The organism is Chitinophaga sp. S165, from assembly GCF_003182155.1.
Lineage (GTDB): Bacteria > Bacteroidota > Bacteroidia > Chitinophagales > Chitinophagaceae > Chitinophaga.
The window spans coordinates 53656-69837 of sequence record NZ_QGTG01000016.1 but is presented as its reverse complement, the minus strand read 5'-3'; the positions used below and the strand labels follow the sequence as shown (position 1 = coordinate 69837).

At 45.5% G+C, this 16182-nt stretch carries 15 protein-coding genes and 1 riboswitch; of the genes, 6 read left to right on the top strand and 9 right to left on the bottom strand.

Going from position 1 to position 16182, the window contains the following annotated elements:
* The 3 genes from C7475_RS31825 to pepT all read right to left on the bottom strand — a co-directional run bounded on the left by C7475_RS31825 (position 1) and on the right by pepT (position 2520).
* Entirely contained in the window at positions 1 to 411 is a 411-nt protein-coding gene (locus C7475_RS31825; protein ID WP_110057485.1) for a biopolymer transporter ExbD, read from the bottom strand.
* Positions 412 to 438: 27 nt separating this feature from the next.
* Entirely contained in the window at positions 439 to 1155 is a 717-nt protein-coding gene (locus tag C7475_RS31820; RefSeq protein WP_110057484.1) for a MotA/TolQ/ExbB proton channel family protein, read from the bottom strand.
* A 120-nt stretch (positions 1156 to 1275) separates the two neighbouring features.
* The gene (pepT, locus tag C7475_RS31815) at positions 1276 to 2520 is read right to left on the bottom strand and encodes a peptidase T (RefSeq protein WP_110057483.1); all 1245 of its coding nucleotides are present in this window, start codon (positions 2518 to 2520) and stop codon (positions 1276 to 1278) included.
* 240 nt (positions 2521 to 2760) lie between these two features.
* A riboswitch (cobalamin riboswitch) is annotated at positions 2761 to 2972 on the top strand.
* A gap of 155 nt (positions 2973 to 3127) precedes the next feature.
* On the opposite strand from pepT, the gene metE reads away from it, so the two are divergent.
* The 3 genes from metE to C7475_RS31800 all read left to right on the top strand — a co-directional run bounded on the left by metE (position 3128) and on the right by C7475_RS31800 (position 6244).
* Complete coding sequence (gene metE, locus C7475_RS31810) at positions 3128 to 5434, top strand: 5-methyltetrahydropteroyltriglutamate--homocysteine S-methyltransferase (protein ID WP_110057482.1); 2307 nt, start codon at positions 3128 to 3130, stop codon at positions 5432 to 5434.
* A 154-nt stretch (positions 5435 to 5588) separates the two neighbouring features.
* Entirely contained in the window at positions 5589 to 5870 is a 282-nt protein-coding gene (locus C7475_RS31805) for a cysteine-rich CWC family protein (protein WP_110057481.1), read from the top strand.
* The gene (locus tag C7475_RS31800) at positions 5849 to 6244 is read left to right on the top strand and encodes an acyl-CoA thioesterase (RefSeq protein WP_110057480.1); all 396 of its coding nucleotides are present in this window, start codon (positions 5849 to 5851) and stop codon (positions 6242 to 6244) included. Before C7475_RS31805 ends, C7475_RS31800 begins: the two co-directional genes overlap by 22 nt.
* A gap of 84 nt (positions 6245 to 6328) precedes the next feature.
* Here C7475_RS31800 and C7475_RS31795 read toward each other — a convergent pair whose 3' ends face one another.
* Positions 6329 to 6757: a peptidylprolyl isomerase gene (locus C7475_RS31795; RefSeq protein WP_110057479.1), complete on the bottom strand. Its 429-nt coding sequence runs from the start codon at positions 6755 to 6757 to the stop codon at positions 6329 to 6331.
* Positions 6758 to 6893: 136 nt separating this feature from the next.
* Here C7475_RS31795 and C7475_RS31790 point away from each other — a divergent pair, with 136 nt between their 5' ends.
* Positions 6894 to 8060: an exo-beta-N-acetylmuramidase NamZ domain-containing protein gene (locus C7475_RS31790; protein WP_110057478.1), complete on the top strand. Its 1167-nt coding sequence runs from the start codon at positions 6894 to 6896 to the stop codon at positions 8058 to 8060.
* Complete coding sequence (gene fmt / locus C7475_RS31785; RefSeq protein ID WP_110057477.1) at positions 8050 to 8997, top strand: methionyl-tRNA formyltransferase; 948 nt, start codon at positions 8050 to 8052, stop codon at positions 8995 to 8997. The genes C7475_RS31790 and fmt overlap by 11 nt, the downstream gene beginning before the upstream one ends.
* 62 nt (positions 8998 to 9059) lie before the next feature.
* On the opposite strand, the gene C7475_RS31780 is transcribed toward fmt, so the two are convergent.
* The 5 genes from C7475_RS31780 to C7475_RS31760 form a co-directional block, all read right to left on the bottom strand.
* The gene (locus tag C7475_RS31780) at positions 9060 to 10085 is read right to left on the bottom strand and encodes a LysM peptidoglycan-binding domain-containing protein (RefSeq protein WP_110057476.1); all 1026 of its coding nucleotides are present in this window, start codon (positions 10083 to 10085) and stop codon (positions 9060 to 9062) included.
* Between the two features lie 48 nt (positions 10086 to 10133).
* Positions 10134 to 11528, bottom strand: coding sequence for an RNA methyltransferase (locus C7475_RS31775; protein ID WP_110057475.1), 1395 nt, complete (start codon positions 11526 to 11528; stop codon positions 10134 to 10136).
* Between the two features lie 110 nt (positions 11529 to 11638).
* The gene (locus tag C7475_RS31770; protein WP_110057474.1) at positions 11639 to 13033 is read right to left on the bottom strand and encodes an NAD(P)(+) transhydrogenase (Re/Si-specific) subunit beta; all 1395 of its coding nucleotides are present in this window, start codon (positions 13031 to 13033) and stop codon (positions 11639 to 11641) included.
* A gap of 20 nt (positions 13034 to 13053) precedes the next feature.
* Positions 13054 to 13368 (bottom strand): NAD(P) transhydrogenase subunit alpha, encoded by a 315-nt coding sequence (locus C7475_RS31765; protein ID WP_110057473.1) that lies wholly within the window; start codon positions 13366 to 13368, stop codon positions 13054 to 13056.
* A 37-nt stretch (positions 13369 to 13405) separates the two neighbouring features.
* A complete protein-coding gene (locus C7475_RS31760; protein WP_110057472.1) occupies positions 13406 to 14536 on the bottom strand; it encodes a Re/Si-specific NAD(P)(+) transhydrogenase subunit alpha in 1131 nt (376 codons plus the stop codon).
* Positions 14537 to 14718: 182 nt separating this feature from the next.
* On the opposite strand from C7475_RS31760, the gene C7475_RS31755 reads away from it, so the two are divergent.
* Entirely contained in the window at positions 14719 to 16173 is a 1455-nt protein-coding gene (locus tag C7475_RS31755) for a hypothetical protein (protein WP_110057471.1), read from the top strand.
* Positions 16174 to 16182 lie beyond the last annotated feature (9 nt).

Genomic DNA, 16182 nt, shown 5'->3' with positions numbered 1-16182 from the left:
TTACCCTTTACTCTGCGGATTGGCTGTAGCTAATACCACCTTCGCTCCTATTTCACGCGCCAGCTCCATTATCCTTACCACATCTTCTACAGGTACTGTTTTTTCCGCGTTGATCACAATTGTAGGATCCACGGTTTCACGTCCTATAGCAGGTATCAGCGCTTGTTTCAGGCTTTCGAAAGGTACTTTGTTGGTGCCTACGAAAAACTCCCTTTTATCATTAATGCTGATCACAACTGTTTGTTTAGCTTTGGTATTGCTTTTCGCTTTAGGCAGCGTCAGCTTGATAACGTTAGGATTAGCCAGTGTGGACACGATCAGGAAGAACAGCAGGAGGATGAACAGGATATCATTCAATGCCCCGTTATGCAATTCCATATGCCGCTTATTCCTTCTATTGCGTAAGTTCATATTTTACAATTACGAATTATCAATGAATTATCTCGTTGGTTCTTGCAAAATATCAATGAACTCTGCTGAAGCGCCTTCCATTTTATTAATAACCTTGTCGATCTGTGCATTCAGGAAGCTGTAACCGATGTAGGCTACCAGCCCGATGATCAGTCCTGAAGCGGAAGTGATCATCTTTACATAGATACCACCGGCAATGGTTCCCAATGTGATATCGGATGTGATGGAGATATTGAAGAAGGTCTGGATCATACCAGCGATGGTACCGAGGAACCCGAACATAGGTGCGATACCTGCAATAATAGACAGGATCACTAAGTTCTTTTCCATCTTATAGATTTCCAGTTTACCTACGTTCTCCATAGATTTTTCAATACTCTCGATAGGTTTGCCGATACGCTGTACCCCTTTATCGATCATACGTGCAATAGGACTGTTGGTGTTCTTTGATAAAGAACGGGCAGCGGAGATATTACCGTTGGAGATATGGTCCCGGATCATGGGCATGAAATTATCTTCCAGTTTACCGGCCTTTGAAATGGTAAGATACCTTTCCACGAAGCTATAAACAGCGATCACAGAAAGAATTCCCAGAGGGATCATCAACACCCCTCCTTTCATCAGGAGGTCGAGTAATTTTATCTGCTGATCAGCAGTAACAGCATTTGCGGCCGCGGTGGCAACGGTATCTGCCTTTGGCTGTAATAGAGAATCCTGTAATAATGTAACGAGTCCTAAGAGCATGAAAAAAATTTTAACCTTGCAAAAGTATTAAATTCAAGTGCAACAAGCTCGGAAGATAGTAATAATATGTTAAACAATTAACGTATATTCTGCCAATTTATTGCCAATCAATCAACTAAATCAGCTACGTTCTTCCCAAACCTGTGCCAGATGTACAATAGTCTGCACGGCTTTTTCCATATCCTGGATACTTACATACTCAGATTTACTGTGTAAGGCCATTTCACCGGTGAAGATATTCGGACAGGGTAGTCCCATGAATGACAGCCTGGAACCGTCAGTCCCTCCCCTGATGATCAGTCTTAAAGGCTCTACACCGGCACGGCGGATGGCTTCCTCCGCATTAGCTGTCACCTGTGGATGCAGGTCCAGCACTTCTTTCATATTGCGGTATTGTTGTGAAATGGTCAGTGTTGCATTCGCCTGCGGATGGCGGGCCATTACGGTATTCATTATATTCCGGAGAAAATCCGCGTGATCTTCCAGCTTCGCCGTAATAAAATCACGAAGGATGAAGTCTATCTCCGCATGCTCCACTATTCCCTGCATTCTTACTGGATGAATGAAGCCCTGACGGTCTTCGGTGGTTTCGGGGGATAATCTGTCCTTCGGCAGCGCATCAATGATCTCACCGGCTATCTTGATAGCACTGACCAGTTTATCCTTTGCAGTACCCGGATGCACGCTCACTCCCTGAATAATAATCTTTGCAGCATCGGCTGAAAAGCTTTCCTCTTCCAGTGAGCCACGTTCTCCTCCGTCCATCGTATAACCAAACTGTGCACCTAATCTTTTCATGTCCAGCTTTTCAACACCACGGCCCACTTCTTCATCCGGCGTAAACAGGATACGTATATCACCATGTTTGATCTCAGCATGTGCCAGCAGGAAATGTGCGGCATCCATGATCTCTGCTACGCCAGCTTTGTCATCTGCACCCAACAGCGTGGAACCGCTGGCGGTAATGATATCGTCTCCTTTTTTGGATTGCAGGTAGGGATGCTCTGCAGCTTTGATCACCGTACCTTCTTCCGGCAGGGTAATATCCCCACCATCGTATTGCCGGTGAACAATCGGTTTTACATTCTTACCGCTGCAATCGCTGGAAGTATCCATGTGTGAACAGAAACAGATCACCGGTACAGCCTTACTGGTGTTACCCGGAATAGTGGCATAAACATATCCATGTTCATCCATCACCGCATCCTTGATGCCCATTTCCTGCAATTCCTGCACTAATAATTTTCCCAGGTCCTTTTGCTTTTCAGTTGAAGGAAAGCTCTTGCTCAGTGGATCTGATTGCGTATCTATCTGTACGTAGCGCATAAAGCGCTCTGTTACGGTGTATTTATAATTGTTGAACATATTGCAAACGTAAGGAATTTCAGATTCCGGGGAATAAGCGCCAGATGATTTCTCTACATCAACAGAAAAAAACACTGTTTCAAATGCGCTTTCATTCTAAAACAGCACAATCACTCTTTTTATAACACTTAAAAAGAACAAACAACCAAATAAAAATATAATAACTATATTTTGTTCCATAATAATAAGTTTGCACAGTAAAACAACAAGGTTACTTATATTTGTGGCGGAACTTTATACGACTCAATTACTGTTTGCGGTTTCCTTTCTATAAAAAGTACAGGAATTAAAAAGGAACCGTGTGTGAATCACGGGCTGACGCGCAACTGTAAGTAACCTTCAGGGTTATGATCACTATATGTCCATTGCTGGTGCCGCTAACGGCGGCAACGTGAGAAGGACGATCATAACTGTTACAAGCCAGGATACTTGCCACAAACAGATTGATGCATGCTTTCGCGGGTAAAGCAGCGATCAGGAAATTGTTGTTGGTAGTGCGTAGTTGACAGCTCGTCAGCCACCCTGCCCTTTTCCCTGACAACTCCTCTTCTCCGCACAGCATCCCCGCTGTAAGTGTCCGGATTTTTTACCTTAAAAACATGTAAGTATGCAAACCAACATTCTTGGCTACCCGCGTATTGGTAGCAACCGGGAATTGAAGAAGGCAAACGAGGCCTACTGGGCAGGAAAGATCTCTTTAGAAAAGCTACAGCTCACCGCCAGACAACTACGCCGTCAGAATTGGGAAACACTCCACAACGCCGGTATAGACCTGATCCCGTCCAATGATTTCTCTTATTATGACCAGATACTGGACATGTGTGTGATGACAGGCACTATCCCTGCCCGTTTTAAAGCATTAAAAGAAAGCCTCGTAACACCAAGCAGCCCTGAGTTATACTTTGCAATGGCCAGAGGCTACCAGAAGAACGGCTTTGATGCCACCGCTATGGAGATGACTAAATGGTTCGACACCAACTATCATTACCTGGTGCCTGAGTTTGATGCTTCTCAAAAATACCAGCTGCTTTATAACAAATGTCTTGATGAATTTAAAGAGGCCCTTTCTCTCGGTATACAGACCAAACCTGTACTGATAGGTCCAGTCAGCTTCATACTGTCAGGTAAGATCAAAGAGGAAGGTTTGCAGACAGCTGGTTTGCTGGATAAATTGCTGCCGGTCTATATACAATTGCTGCAATCATTACAGCAGGCTGGCGCTACCTGGGTGCAACTGGACGAGCCAACATTAGTGCTCGACCAGACACCAGAACACCAGGAACTGTTCCATTATGCGTACACACAGATCCGGGAAGCAGTTCCTGCACTGAAAATACTTCTGGCCACCTACTTTGGCGGACTACAAGACAATACATCCCTGGCAATACAACTACCTGTGGATGCCTTGCATATAGACCTGGTACGTGCACCCGAGCAACTGGATGATATATTAGCTGCGTTTCCCGAAAATCTTCAGCTTTCCGTAGGCGTTGTAAACGGCCGTAACATCTGGAAGAACAATTATGAACAGTCCTTACAGCTGATACATAAAGCAATTGCTGCACTGGGAAAAGATCGTGTGATGATCGCCACCTCCTGCTCACTGCTGCATACGCCTTACGATCTTGATCTGGAAACAGATGAAACAGTACTAACTCCACAGATCAAGAACTGGATGGCCTTTGCTAAACAGAAAGTGCATGAAGTGATTGCGCTGAAAGATATCATTGCTGGCAACGACACTTTGCTGAAAGATAATCAGGCCACTATGCTGGAAAGAAGTACTGCTGCAATTATCCATAAACCTGCCGTAAAAGCAAGACTGGCAGCATTGACAGCAGCAGATGCCCAACGCAAAAGCACCTTCCCGGCACGGCAAAAAGCACAGGAAGAAATATTGAAGCTGCCGCTCTTTCCGACTACTACTATCGGCTCTTTCCCTCAAACAGAAGATATCAGGAAACTGCGTGCTGATTTCAAGAAAGGAGTGATTAACAGGGAAGAATATGAGAAGGACATCCGCAAAGCCATACAGGATTCCGTACAGCTCCAGGAAAACCTGCGCATAGATGTGCTGGTGCATGGAGAATTTGAGCGTAATGACATGGTTGAATATTTCGGAGAGCAACTCGAAGGATTTGTCTTCACGAAAAATGGCTGGGTACAGAGTTACGGTTCCAGGTGCGTGAAACCACCTGTGATCTACGGTGATGTACAACGGAGTGCACCTATGACCGTAGAATGGAGCAGTTATGCACAATCGCTGACCAATAAACCAATGAAAGGCATGCTCACGGGACCGGTCACTATCCTGCAATGGTCGTTTGTCCGTGATGATCAGCCACGTTCTGAAACTACCCTGCAAATAGCGCTCGCCATCCGCGATGAAGTGGTGGACCTGGAAAAAGCAGGTATACGTGTGATCCAGGTAGATGAACCAGCTATCAGGGAAGGCTTACCATTACGTGAAGCTGACTGGCAGACCTACCTTGACTGGGCGGTAAAAGCATTCCGTATATCAGTATCGGGCGTGGAAGATGCCACGCAGATACACACGCATATGTGCTATTCTGAATTCAATGATATCATCAGCAATATTGCAGCTATGGACGCCGATGTGATCACTATAGAAACGTCCCGTTCGCAGATGGAGCTGCTGGAAGTATTTTCCACTTTCAGATATCCCTATGAAATAGGCCCGGGCGTATACGATATTCATTCACCACGTGTTCCGACAGTGGAAGAAATGACAGTGTTACTTGAAAAAGCAACACAGCTACTGCCGGCGCGTAACATATGGGTAAATCCTGATTGCGGACTGAAAACACGCAAATGGCCTGAAACAGAGCAGGCATTGCGTAACATGGTGGCCGCCGCCCGCAATATGCGTGTAGCTATTACAGCAACAGCATAACCATACCCCTTATAACCATTTATCCGCCATCCGAAACCAGGAAGTGTAGCAGAAGCGAATTGCTTTTGCTGCACTTTTCACATTACAAATGGGTGCCTGCAGCAGCCAATGAAACAAATCCTGTTTCGTGCTTACTGATTCGTAACTTTACAACATGGCTTGTCATGAAACCATTAACTGCCCACGCTGTCAAACAGCTTTTGAGTGCCGTGTCGGTTCTATCCTCCGGTGCCAATGCCAGCAAGTAAAGCTCACAGAAGACGAACGCACTTTCATTGCTACCGCTTACACCGGATGCCTCTGCGCAGCATGTCTCATTGATATGAAAGTTTCCTACAGACAGGTACAATTTAAAGATCGCCTGCTGCAGTTACGCCTCCTGCGCTTAAAAGATAAAAACAGTAAATCAACAATATGGCATACGAAAAACAGATAGCCGATTCCGTGACACGGATCTTTAAAGCGGTATTTCCTAACACAGTGAACCATTATGATACCCTCTTCGGCGGTACAGCGATGCAACTCATGGATGAAGCAGCTTTTATAACTGCCACCCGTTTCAGCCGTATGCGTATGGTAACAGTATCGAGCGACAAGATCGATTTTAAAATGGCCATTCCTCATGGCACGATCATAGAACTGGTAGGTAAAGTGGTACATGTAGGCACTACGAGCCTGAAAGTAGAGGTTGATATTTATGTGGAGCAGATGTATAACACACGCCGGGAAAAGGCTATATCAGGCAGTTTCACTTTTGTGGCCATCGATGAGATGAAAAAACCAACGAAGATCGTGTTGCTGGAAGAATAGTGCAATAATATCACATGGTAATAAAGCAAAACGCTGATCACCTTACCGGTGATCAGCGTTTTGCTTTTAAGTATACTTGTGCTACTATTTGATCTCTACGAGTTCGATGTCAAATATCAGCGCTTCACCTGCCAGCGGATGGTTAGCATCCAAAGTGATGAATTCATTGCCGATAGCCGCCACTTTTACAGGAAATACCTGTCCTTGTGGGTTGCTCATCTGAAGGTCCATACCTACCTGAGGGTTCAGATCAGCTGGAATATTTTCTTTTGGAAATTCCATGATCAGCTCATCATTTTTCGGACCATATGCTTCTTCAACAGGAATATTCAGTGTTCTTTTATCACCCACCTTCATGTCCACTACACCATTATCGAAGCCTTTAATAACCATACCGGCGCCAACCTTGAACTCCAGTGGGTCCCTGCCCTCGGAAGAATCAAATGTTGTTCCGTTGGTCAGGCGGCCATGATAATGCACACGCACCGTATCTCCGTTTTTAACTGCTTGCATAAGAATTTAATTATAAGTGTTACAGGATTTAATTGCTGCAAGGTAAGAAAATAGTGAATAGATATTCAATTTAGGATAATTCCTGTAAACTACCAATCCCTCATATATCTTCCACGATTTAAACTATTTTTACGTTATGTATAAGACCATAATTCCTCTTTTATTGTGGCTGGCAGTCACTACTGCTGCACATGCGCAGGTAATAACAGGTGCTGAAAGGACCGGTGAATACCTTCCACTGCTAAAAGGCAAAAGGGTAGCATTGCTTGTTAATCAGACGGCTACATTAGGTAATACTCACCTCGTGGATTCACTGCTGAAACTGCATGTTCGTATTCAGAAGATATTCAGTCCCGAACACGGATTTCGCGGCAATGCAGATGCAGGTGAGAAAATAGGCGACAGTAAAGACAAACAAACCGGACTCTCCATTGTGTCCCTGTATGGTAAACATCGTAAAGCAACAGCAGAGGACCTGAAAGATGTGGACATCCTCATCTTTGACATACAGGACGTAGGTACCCGTTTCTACACGTATATATCCTCCTTACAGGAAATAATGGAGTCCGCTGCTGAAAACCATAAACCACTCATCATACTGGACCGTCCGAATCCTAACGGTCATTATGTTGACGGTCCTGTATTGCTCGATACCACACTCCGTTCTTTCGTAGGCATGCAATCCATCCCTATTGTGCATGGTATGACCATAGGGGAATACGCTAAAATGCTGAATGGTGAGAAGTGGCTGAAAAATGGTGTACAATGCAAGCTAACGGTGATAACCTGTCAGCATTACGATCACCATACTTATTATCAGTTACCGGTAAAACCATCGCCTAACCTGCCTAATATGGCGGCTATTTACCTCTACCCGGCTACCTGCCTGTTCGAAGGTACAGCCCTAAGCCTGGGCCGCGGAACAGACCTCCCGTTCCAGGTGTTCGGACATCCTTCTTACGCTAAGAATCTGTATTCCTTTACACCACGTAGTACGCCGGGTGCTAAGAACCCGCCGCTAAAAGACAGTACATGCTATGGTTATAACCTCACCGGTACACCCGATGCAGTAAGAAAGGAAATGAATGGCCGCATACAATTGAAATGGCTGATACAGGCTTATCAGCTATTCCCTGAAAAAGACAGGTTCTTCATTCCTTTTTTCAATAAACTGGCTGGCAATACCATCTTACAACAACAAATAAAAAAGGGTCTCAGTGAAGCTGAAATACGCAAAAGCTGGGAACCTGCTTTGACTCAATTTAAAACTACCAGGAAGAAATATTTATTATATGCAGAGTGAGTTAACGGATCATAAGAATATCAGGATCATCTTTATGGGTACACCAGATTTTGCAGTAGCATCACTGGATATCCTGGTGCAGAATGGTTACAATGTAGTTGGTGTTATTACAGCGCCAGACAAACCTGCCGGCAGAGGCTTACAGTTACAGCAGAGCGCTGTTAAGCAGTATGCCGTATCTAAAGGGCTTCACGTGTTGCAACCTGAAAAGCTGAAGAATCCTGAATTCCTCGAAGAACTGCGTGCCCTTAAAGCTGATCTTCAGGTAGTGGTAGCCTTCCGTATGCTGCCGGAACTTGTATGGGATATGCCTCCTCTGGGTACCATCAACGTACATGCGTCCCTGCTGCCTAACTACAGAGGCGCTGCTCCTATCAACTGGGCTATCATCAATGGCGAAAAACAATCGGGTGTAACAACGTTCAAACTGCAGCACGAGATTGACACCGGCGATATTCTCTTTAGTCAGTCGGTAGAGATCCGTGATGACGAAACCGCCGGTGAACTGCACGACGATCTGATGGCTACAGGTGCAGACCTGTTACTCAAAACAGTTCAGGCACTCGCTTCCGGTAATGCAAAAGGAACACCGCAAGCGCATATCAAAGCGGAAGACATCAAACACGCACCTAAGATCTTTAAAGAAGATTGTCAGATAAAATGGGAGCAGCCTATAGACCAGATACACAATCTGGTACGCGGTCTGAGCCCCTATCCTACCGCGTGGACAACGCTCAATGGAAAAGGCCTGAAAGTATTCAAAGCTTCAGGAGAACATACCAAACCAAATGTAGCACCAGGTGAAGTGATCACTGATAATAAGACCTATCTGAAAATCGCAGCTGCAGATGGCTATCTGTCCTTATTGGAGATCCAGCTGGAAGGAAAGAAACGGATGGATATTGAGGCATTTTTAAGGGGCTACAAAATCAATTAAAGTATCAGGTAACAAAAAAGCCGCGAATCTCTTCGCGGCTTTTTTGTTGCTAATTATTTTGTCTAGTCTTCGTAAGTCAGGTTACAATAAAACTTCGCTTCATTTGTTCCCAATGCCTCCAGTGCGGAATCACTCAGTTTAATGATCAGACCTTCATTTTGTTTGATCTGCGGAATGGCCTCCAACACTTTTGCGTAAATGAATTTGCCATTCAGTGGATTGGTCACTTTAATGATAGTACCTCTTGGTGCGCTATTATGCAGGGCATAATATTTACCGGCACTGGCGTTGCTCTTGAACCAGCCTCCCGGGCCTTTCTCAGAAGTTACATTCTTACCGCTGGCTGTCTGCTGATTATACAACTGCTCAAAGGAAGATCCTGCAGGTGCAGATGTAACCGGGGGTTTGCTACCTGTATTGTTGCTATCCGGAGTTTTAACTGGTTCCGGCGGCGCTGGCTGATCAGGTTTGGTAACGGGAGGCGCCGGCGTTGTACTGGCCGGAGGCGTTGCTACCGGAGTGCCAGGCGCCGGGTTTGACGGAGCAGGTGTAGAAGCTGGAGGTGTAGCTGCCGGATGATTTGCCGGAGGTGTAGCTACCGGTACATTGGCTACAGGTGTAGATGGAGCAGGAGCGCCACTACCGCCTTTCAGCCACCCTACAATTACGTAACTGTCCTTCTGTAAGCCGTCGCCTGTCATATTATTCCAGTGACGGATATTGTCTAGCGACACCTTGTTGTGATTAACACTCAGGCGATAAAGCGTTTCTTTTTCCTCTACCTTATGATATACAGGCGTACCACTTGCAGCATCTGACTTCTGTGAAAAGTTGGTGTTATTCAGCGGGATCTTTACCTGTTGTCCTAATTGCAATCCCTGTTCAAACGAAATATTGTTCTCAGTTGCTATTTCCTTCGGAGACAAGCTGTAGGACCTGCCCAGGCTGTAAAAGGTCTCTCCCTTTTTTACAGTGTGCAATACATACAGGTCGGGAGAGGTACCTTGTACCTGCACTCTATCCTGTGCCTGTATTCCACCGGCTACACATAATACAAGTCCTGCAATTGTCATGAACGTTTTTACCATTACTACGCTGTTTATACCTTTCAGGTAACTAAATTAAAAATTATTTGCCTACACTTCTTTCAGAATACGGAGTTCTTTAGGATAGTAATTGTTGATACGGTTCGGTAATATTTTCGCCCATCCGAGCGCCATTCCCTCATACATCATCAGTGCCCACCCCTTTACATCTGTGGTGGCTTCCGGGTCTTCTTTTCTCAGATAACGCAAGGCCTGTTCGCGGGTCAACGCTACCTGCGGGATCGTTTCCCGTATCATTGTGCTCATTGCCAGCTGGTGATCAGGTATCAGTTCCTTTGCTGCTAACTGGCCTGCCTTTATGCCAGCTTTCCGCAAATATAAGTGCTGTTGCAGTAAAGAAACAACTGACGCCATATTTTCCGGAAATATTAATACCTCTCCCTGATGCTCCATCAGGAAAAGGTTGTCTGTGTTTTTCACCCATTGCGCTACCTTCGCTTCATCTTTTTTAGCGACCGCAGACAGTGTATCACGCTGCTTTTTAGCAGTATATACATCACCTGCCGTCTTGCGGAAACAGCTGATGAAAAAACCTTCTCCCTGTACTTTATCAGGATAGAAGCGGTATCCTTCCGCCATTTGCTCCCCTGCTTCAGTCGTTACAATATTCCAGTTCTCATGAACCGGTATCGCGATATTCTCTACTGAAAGATTCTTCTGGATCCATTCCATGATCTCTTCATCTTCTTCCCTGGAATAAGAACAGGTAGCGTAAATAAGAATACCGTTCTCTTTTAACGCTCCCCAGGCGTCCGCCAGTATCCGCTGCTGCCGCTGACTGCAAAGAATGACGTTTTCCGGCGACCATTCTTCTACAGCTTCCGGTTCGCGGCGGAATAGTCCGGAACCGGAACAGGGTGCATCTACTACCATCACATCAAAATATCCAGGCAATCGTCCAAAGTCCCTGGGATCATTGTTCGTCACAATCACGTTAGCAGCGCCCCATTTACTGATATTATCAGCCAGTACTGCTGCCCTGCTTTTAATGACTTCATTGGAAACCAGTACGCTCTCGCGACTTAACAGGGATTGCAGCAAGGTAGATTTTCCTCCTGGTGCAGCGCACAGGTCCAGTACTTTCAATGATGTGGTCAGATCACAGGCATGGCGCATTACATGTTCCAGGAACATAGAGGAAGCTTCCTGCACATAATAAGCTCCTCCATGAAAAAAAGGATTGAACGTAAAAGAAGGCCTCGAAGGCAGGTAATATCCATACTGAGACCAGGGAACCCGGCTTACCGGCCCCTCTGTCATCGAGGCGAGTACCTTTTGTACTGCATCTTCATCCTGTATTTTATTGGGATTGATCCTGATAGAAGTGACCTTTTCACCTGCCTCATGTACACGCAAAAACGCTGCCAAATCCATACCTGGCAGTCCTGTTAATGTATCCGTAAATTTTTTTGGTAAGAAATCCAAGCCCCTTTTTTGCGGCAAAATACTGAAAAAAAGGGGGATGACCGATAGTGAGGCGCAACTGGTGCAGGCCGGGCACCTACGACAACCGATCGACGGATGGCCAATAAGTACTAGGAGTTAACTATTTCCGCCACCAGCTGTTGTATAACATGCTTTGCATCGCCAAACAACATGGAGGTCTTAGGCTGGAAGAACAGATCATTTTCAATACCGGCATATCCTGGCTTCATGCTCCGTTTATTGACGATCACACTCTTTGCGTTCTCCACCTCCAGGATCGGCATGCCGTAAATAGGACTGGCAGGGTCGTTTTTGGCGGCAGGATTCACCACGTCGTTAGCGCCGAGCACCAACACAACATCCGTAGTATTAAACTGGCCATTAGCCTGTTCCATTTCCAGTAGTTTCTCATAAGACACATCTGCTTCCGCCAGCAGCACGTTCATATGCCCCGGCATACGTCCTGCCACCGGATGAATGGCATATCTTACTTCTACCCCTCTTGCTTCCAGCAATGTTTCAAGCTCATGACAAGCATGCTGTGCCTGGGCTACAGCCAGACCATAGCCAGGTACGATCATTACTTTTTGTGCATAAGCCATAATAACAGCAGTATCCGACAAACTGATCTCTTTGTACGCCCCCTGCTCTTTGTTAGCGGAAGCCGCCTTCGGTCCGCCGAAAGAGCCGATCAGTACATTCCTTAAAGAACGGTTCATTGCTTTACACATCAGGATTGTCAGTATTGTACCTGCAGAACCGACCAGTATTCCGCCTGTTAGCATAACCGGGTTGTTGTACAAAAAACCGCCGCAGGCAGCTGCCACACCGGTAAACGAATTCAATAAGGAGATCACCACCGGCATATCCGCGCCTCCGATAGGCAAGACAAAACAAACTCCGTATAACAGTGACAGTATAAGTACTACTACAAAAAGTACGACCGTTGCCGGAGGAAGTACTGCGGTTACAACAACTGCAAGCAATAGTATTACAGCCAGTATCAGCAAATTAAAAATATGCTGCCCTTTAAAGGAGATATCCCGGATGCTGCCATTCAATTTTCCCCAGGCAATGACTGAACCGGCAAATGACACAGCGCCAATGATCATCCCCGCAAATATGATCACCAGCTGCATCCTGACAGGATCACTTTGACGGAAGATCGGGTCCATCATATGCTCAAACTCCACGACAGAGATCAATGCCGCACAGGCGCCACCCATGCCATTGAACAGACTGACCATTTCGGGCATAGCGGTCATCTTTACTCTTTTAGCAGATACCAGTCCGATAACGCCTCCTATGAGCAGACCTGCCATGATCCACCCATAATTATGCAATCCCTCACCATGATTTCTATAAAGAAAAATAGTACCCAATATTGCCAGCGTCATGCCACCCGCAGCAATAGCATTACCTTTCCTGGCAGAAGCGGGATTACTCAGCATCTTTAAACCTACGATAAATGTAACAGAGCCTATCAGATAGATCAGCGATAACATAGTGTAATGATTAGGTATAATTATTTGGTCTTTTTAGACCTGAACATTTCAAGCATTCTGTCTGTCACTACAAAACCACCTACTACATTGACAGTGCCCAGAATAACCGCAAGGAATCCCAGTATAAGTGCCAGGTAATTATCCGCCTCGGCCTCTCCCATTACAATGATGGCACCGATGATCACCACACCATGAATGGCATTAGCGCCACTCATCAATGGCGTATGTAATACGGAAGGCACCCTTGATATAACCTCCACTCCAAGAAAGATAGAGAGGATAACAATGTATATCGCATCAAGATGCTGTTCTAAGAAAGAGAAAAGAATTTCCATTATTGGCGATCATTGATTTCAGGAATAGATGACGGCACTACAATTTCACACTATCCGCCTGTCTGAGCCGCTCGCTGGTAATATTGCCGCTGTGGGTAATACAAGCGCCCTGCACGATATCATCAGAAAAATTCAATACCAGGTTGCCGTCTTTTACCAGTAATTGCAAAAAATTGAAAATATTCTTAGCATATAATTTACTGGCATCAGAAGGCATAGAAGAGGATAAATTAGAATCACCGATAATCGTGACGCCGTTGTGAACAACCGTCTTGTTATTCTCTGTAAATGCCGTGTTTCCACCCGTAGCTGCAGCAAGATCGACGATTACAGCGCCCGCCCTCATTCTTTCCAGCATCTCTGCAGTGATCAGTAGAGGCGCTTTTCTACCAGGTATCTGTGCCGTTGTGATAACGATATCTGATTTAGCGATGCTTTCGGCTATCTTGTCCTGTTGCCGCTGTTTATATGCATCTGTTTGTTCAACCGCATATCCTCCTGCATTAGATGCATCTGCTGCACCCTCTACTTCTATAAATCTGGCGCCCAGACTTACCACCTCTTCTTTTACAGCCGGCCGGGTATCAAATACTTCCACCACAGCTCCTAATCTTCTGGCAGTGGCAATAGCCTGTAATCCGGCGACGCCTGCACCCAGTATTAATACTTTTGCCGGGGCAATAGTGCCCGCTGCTGTCATGAACATTGGTAAATAGCGGCTGTAACTCCACGCCGCCAGCAATACAGCCTTATATCCGGCAATATTGGCCTGGGAACTCAACACATCCATGCTCTGTGCACGGGTAGTACGGGGTACACTATCAAGACTGAAGGTGGTCAGCTGCCGGTCAGCCCATTGCTGCATAGTTGCAGCATTGTTGAACGGCTGATAAATGCCTGTCAGCACTTTACCGGCGGGGATGGACTTCCAGGCCTGTTCAGCTGGGATCTGAATGCTGAGAATGATATCTGCCTGTTGCAGGATTTCAGTAGCAGACTTTAGTACCGCACCTGCCTGTACATAGGATTCATCAGGATAATAAGCCCGGGTTCCGGCATCCGGTTCTATCCAAACCGTTACTCCCTGTTTTCCTAACTGCTTAACAATGTCCGGCACTAAAGAAACCCTGTTTTCTCCTGGCTGTTCTTTTAGGACGCCTGCGATCATCTAATGGAATTTATAATCTGAATTTACGGTAGTTTTTTTAAATATAACGCTTAACAGCAAGTTGAACAAAAAGTTCCCCGGCTCATCAGGACAGGCTTGGCAGGATATTAGTGTTCTCAAAATAGTAACAGTCCTTATTCAGGCTGAGTTTGTTTTAGCAGAAAAATCAAAACTTTTATATTATGCCAAAAGATCAAAACGGAAAATTTACGCCGATTAAGGGAAAACCTTCAGGTAATGGCAAAGAAGGTCTGGGATTGAGAAGGTCGATCTCTCCGGAAGAACTGGACACAGACCTGGAAATGACCGAGAAATACACGATAGGCCCAGATGAACTGCAACCCGCTGTTCATATGCGGCACCCCAACAGGGATACTGCGAAAAAAGCCGTACAGCAACAAGGTGTCAGAGAAGCTCCTGCCGATAAAACAGTAGAAGAAACTTTTGATAAGGAACATTCAGCTATTGCTGCCCGGCAGATATCCGGAAGACCGGATAAAGAAGTATTTACCGGTTTAGCCGGACAAAAGAGTAATCTTTCTCTATCCATTTATTTACCCACTCACTCCTCCGGTAAAGAAGTAAATGAACAACAAGACCTTATTCTGTTCAAAAATATGCTGCAAAGATCGCAGAAACTACTGGAAGAAAAGAAGACGGATCCCGCATTGATACAAAAGATGCTGCAACCCGGATTTGACCTGCTCAGAGATGATCAGTTCTGGTTAAATCAACAGGAAGGACTAGCCTGCTTTATCACCGACAATTCATTCCGATATTTACAGCTTCCGGTAGCCGTACAAGAGCAGATATATTGTAACAATTCTTTTATGTTAACACCCTTACTGCCCATCATTAGCAGGAACGAGCAGTTCTATCTGCTGGCCTTCAGCAAGCACAATGCGAAGTTGTTCCTCGCTGACGCTTTCGGTATGCAGGAGATATCTGTGGAAGGGATGCCCAATGGTATGGACGATGTGATACATTTTGAAGAAAAAGGAGACCAGCAATTATTCCGCACCGGAAGCTCCGGCGGCGGACAAGGCGCTAACTATCATGGAATGAACTCGAATCCCGATCACAAAACAGACATCGCAAATTACCTGGAAGAAGTAGACAGGACAATATGGAAAGAAGTGTTGTCTGATAAACATATCCCGCTTCTGCTGGCAGCCGTAGACTACCTGCAACCTATTTACAGGAAAATATCCCGTTATCAGCATATCGCAACGGAAACACTGACAGGTAATTTTGAGCATGAAAAGCCCATTAACATCTACAAACAGGCAAAAGAAAAGATGGAGCCTTATTTTGGGAAGAAACAGCAACAGGCATTGGAAAGATATTACAACGGTTCAGCCGGTGCGCTGACCTCGTCCATACCTGATGATGTGATCCCTGCTACATACTATGGACAAGCAGATTGCCTGTTTGTTGAGAAAGGTGCACACCTGTGGGGTACATTTAATGCAGCTGAAAACAAAGTAGCTATCCATGAAACCGAGCAGCCCGGGGATGAGTGTTTATTGAATAATGCAATAGCACAGACAATTCTCCATAACGGTGATGTATTCATCCTGGAGAAATCGGAAATGCCGGCTGAGAGTAGCATAGCCGCTTCATTGCGCTATGCGTAAAATAGAAGA

Coding starts and splice junctions, on each gene's coding strand:
- C7475_RS31825 (WP_110057485.1), bottom strand. CDS start 411: ATGAACTTACGCAATAGAAGGAATAAGCGGCATATGGAATTGCATAAC.
- C7475_RS31820 (WP_110057484.1), bottom strand. CDS start 1,155: ATGCTCTTAGGACTCGTTACATTATTACAGGATTCTCTATTACAGCCA.
- pepT (WP_110057483.1), bottom strand. CDS start 2,520: ATGTTCAACAATTATAAATACACCGTAACAGAGCGCTTTATGCGCTAC.
- metE (WP_110057482.1), top strand. CDS start 3,128: ATGCAAACCAACATTCTTGGCTACCCGCGTATTGGTAGCAACCGGGAA.
- C7475_RS31805 (WP_110057481.1), top strand. CDS start 5,589: ATGGCTTGTCATGAAACCATTAACTGCCCACGCTGTCAAACAGCTTTT.
- C7475_RS31800 (WP_110057480.1), top strand. CDS start 5,849: ATGGCATACGAAAAACAGATAGCCGATTCCGTGACACGGATCTTTAAA.
- C7475_RS31795 (WP_110057479.1), bottom strand. CDS start 6,757: ATGCAAGCAGTTAAAAACGGAGATACGGTGCGTGTGCATTATCATGGC.
- C7475_RS31790 (WP_110057478.1), top strand. CDS start 6,894: ATGTATAAGACCATAATTCCTCTTTTATTGTGGCTGGCAGTCACTACT.
- fmt (WP_110057477.1), top strand. CDS start 8,050: ATGCAGAGTGAGTTAACGGATCATAAGAATATCAGGATCATCTTTATG.
- C7475_RS31780 (WP_110057476.1), bottom strand. CDS start 10,085: ATGGTAAAAACGTTCATGACAATTGCAGGACTTGTATTATGTGTAGCC.
- C7475_RS31770 (WP_110057474.1), bottom strand. CDS start 13,033: ATGTTATCGCTGATCTATCTGATAGGCTCTGTTACATTTATCGTAGGT.
- C7475_RS31765 (WP_110057473.1), bottom strand. CDS start 13,368: ATGGAAATTCTTTTCTCTTTCTTAGAACAGCATCTTGATGCGATATAC.
- C7475_RS31760 (WP_110057472.1), bottom strand. CDS start 14,536: ATGATCGCAGGCGTCCTAAAAGAACAGCCAGGAGAAAACAGGGTTTCT.
- C7475_RS31755 (WP_110057471.1), top strand. CDS start 14,719: ATGCCAAAAGATCAAAACGGAAAATTTACGCCGATTAAGGGAAAACCT.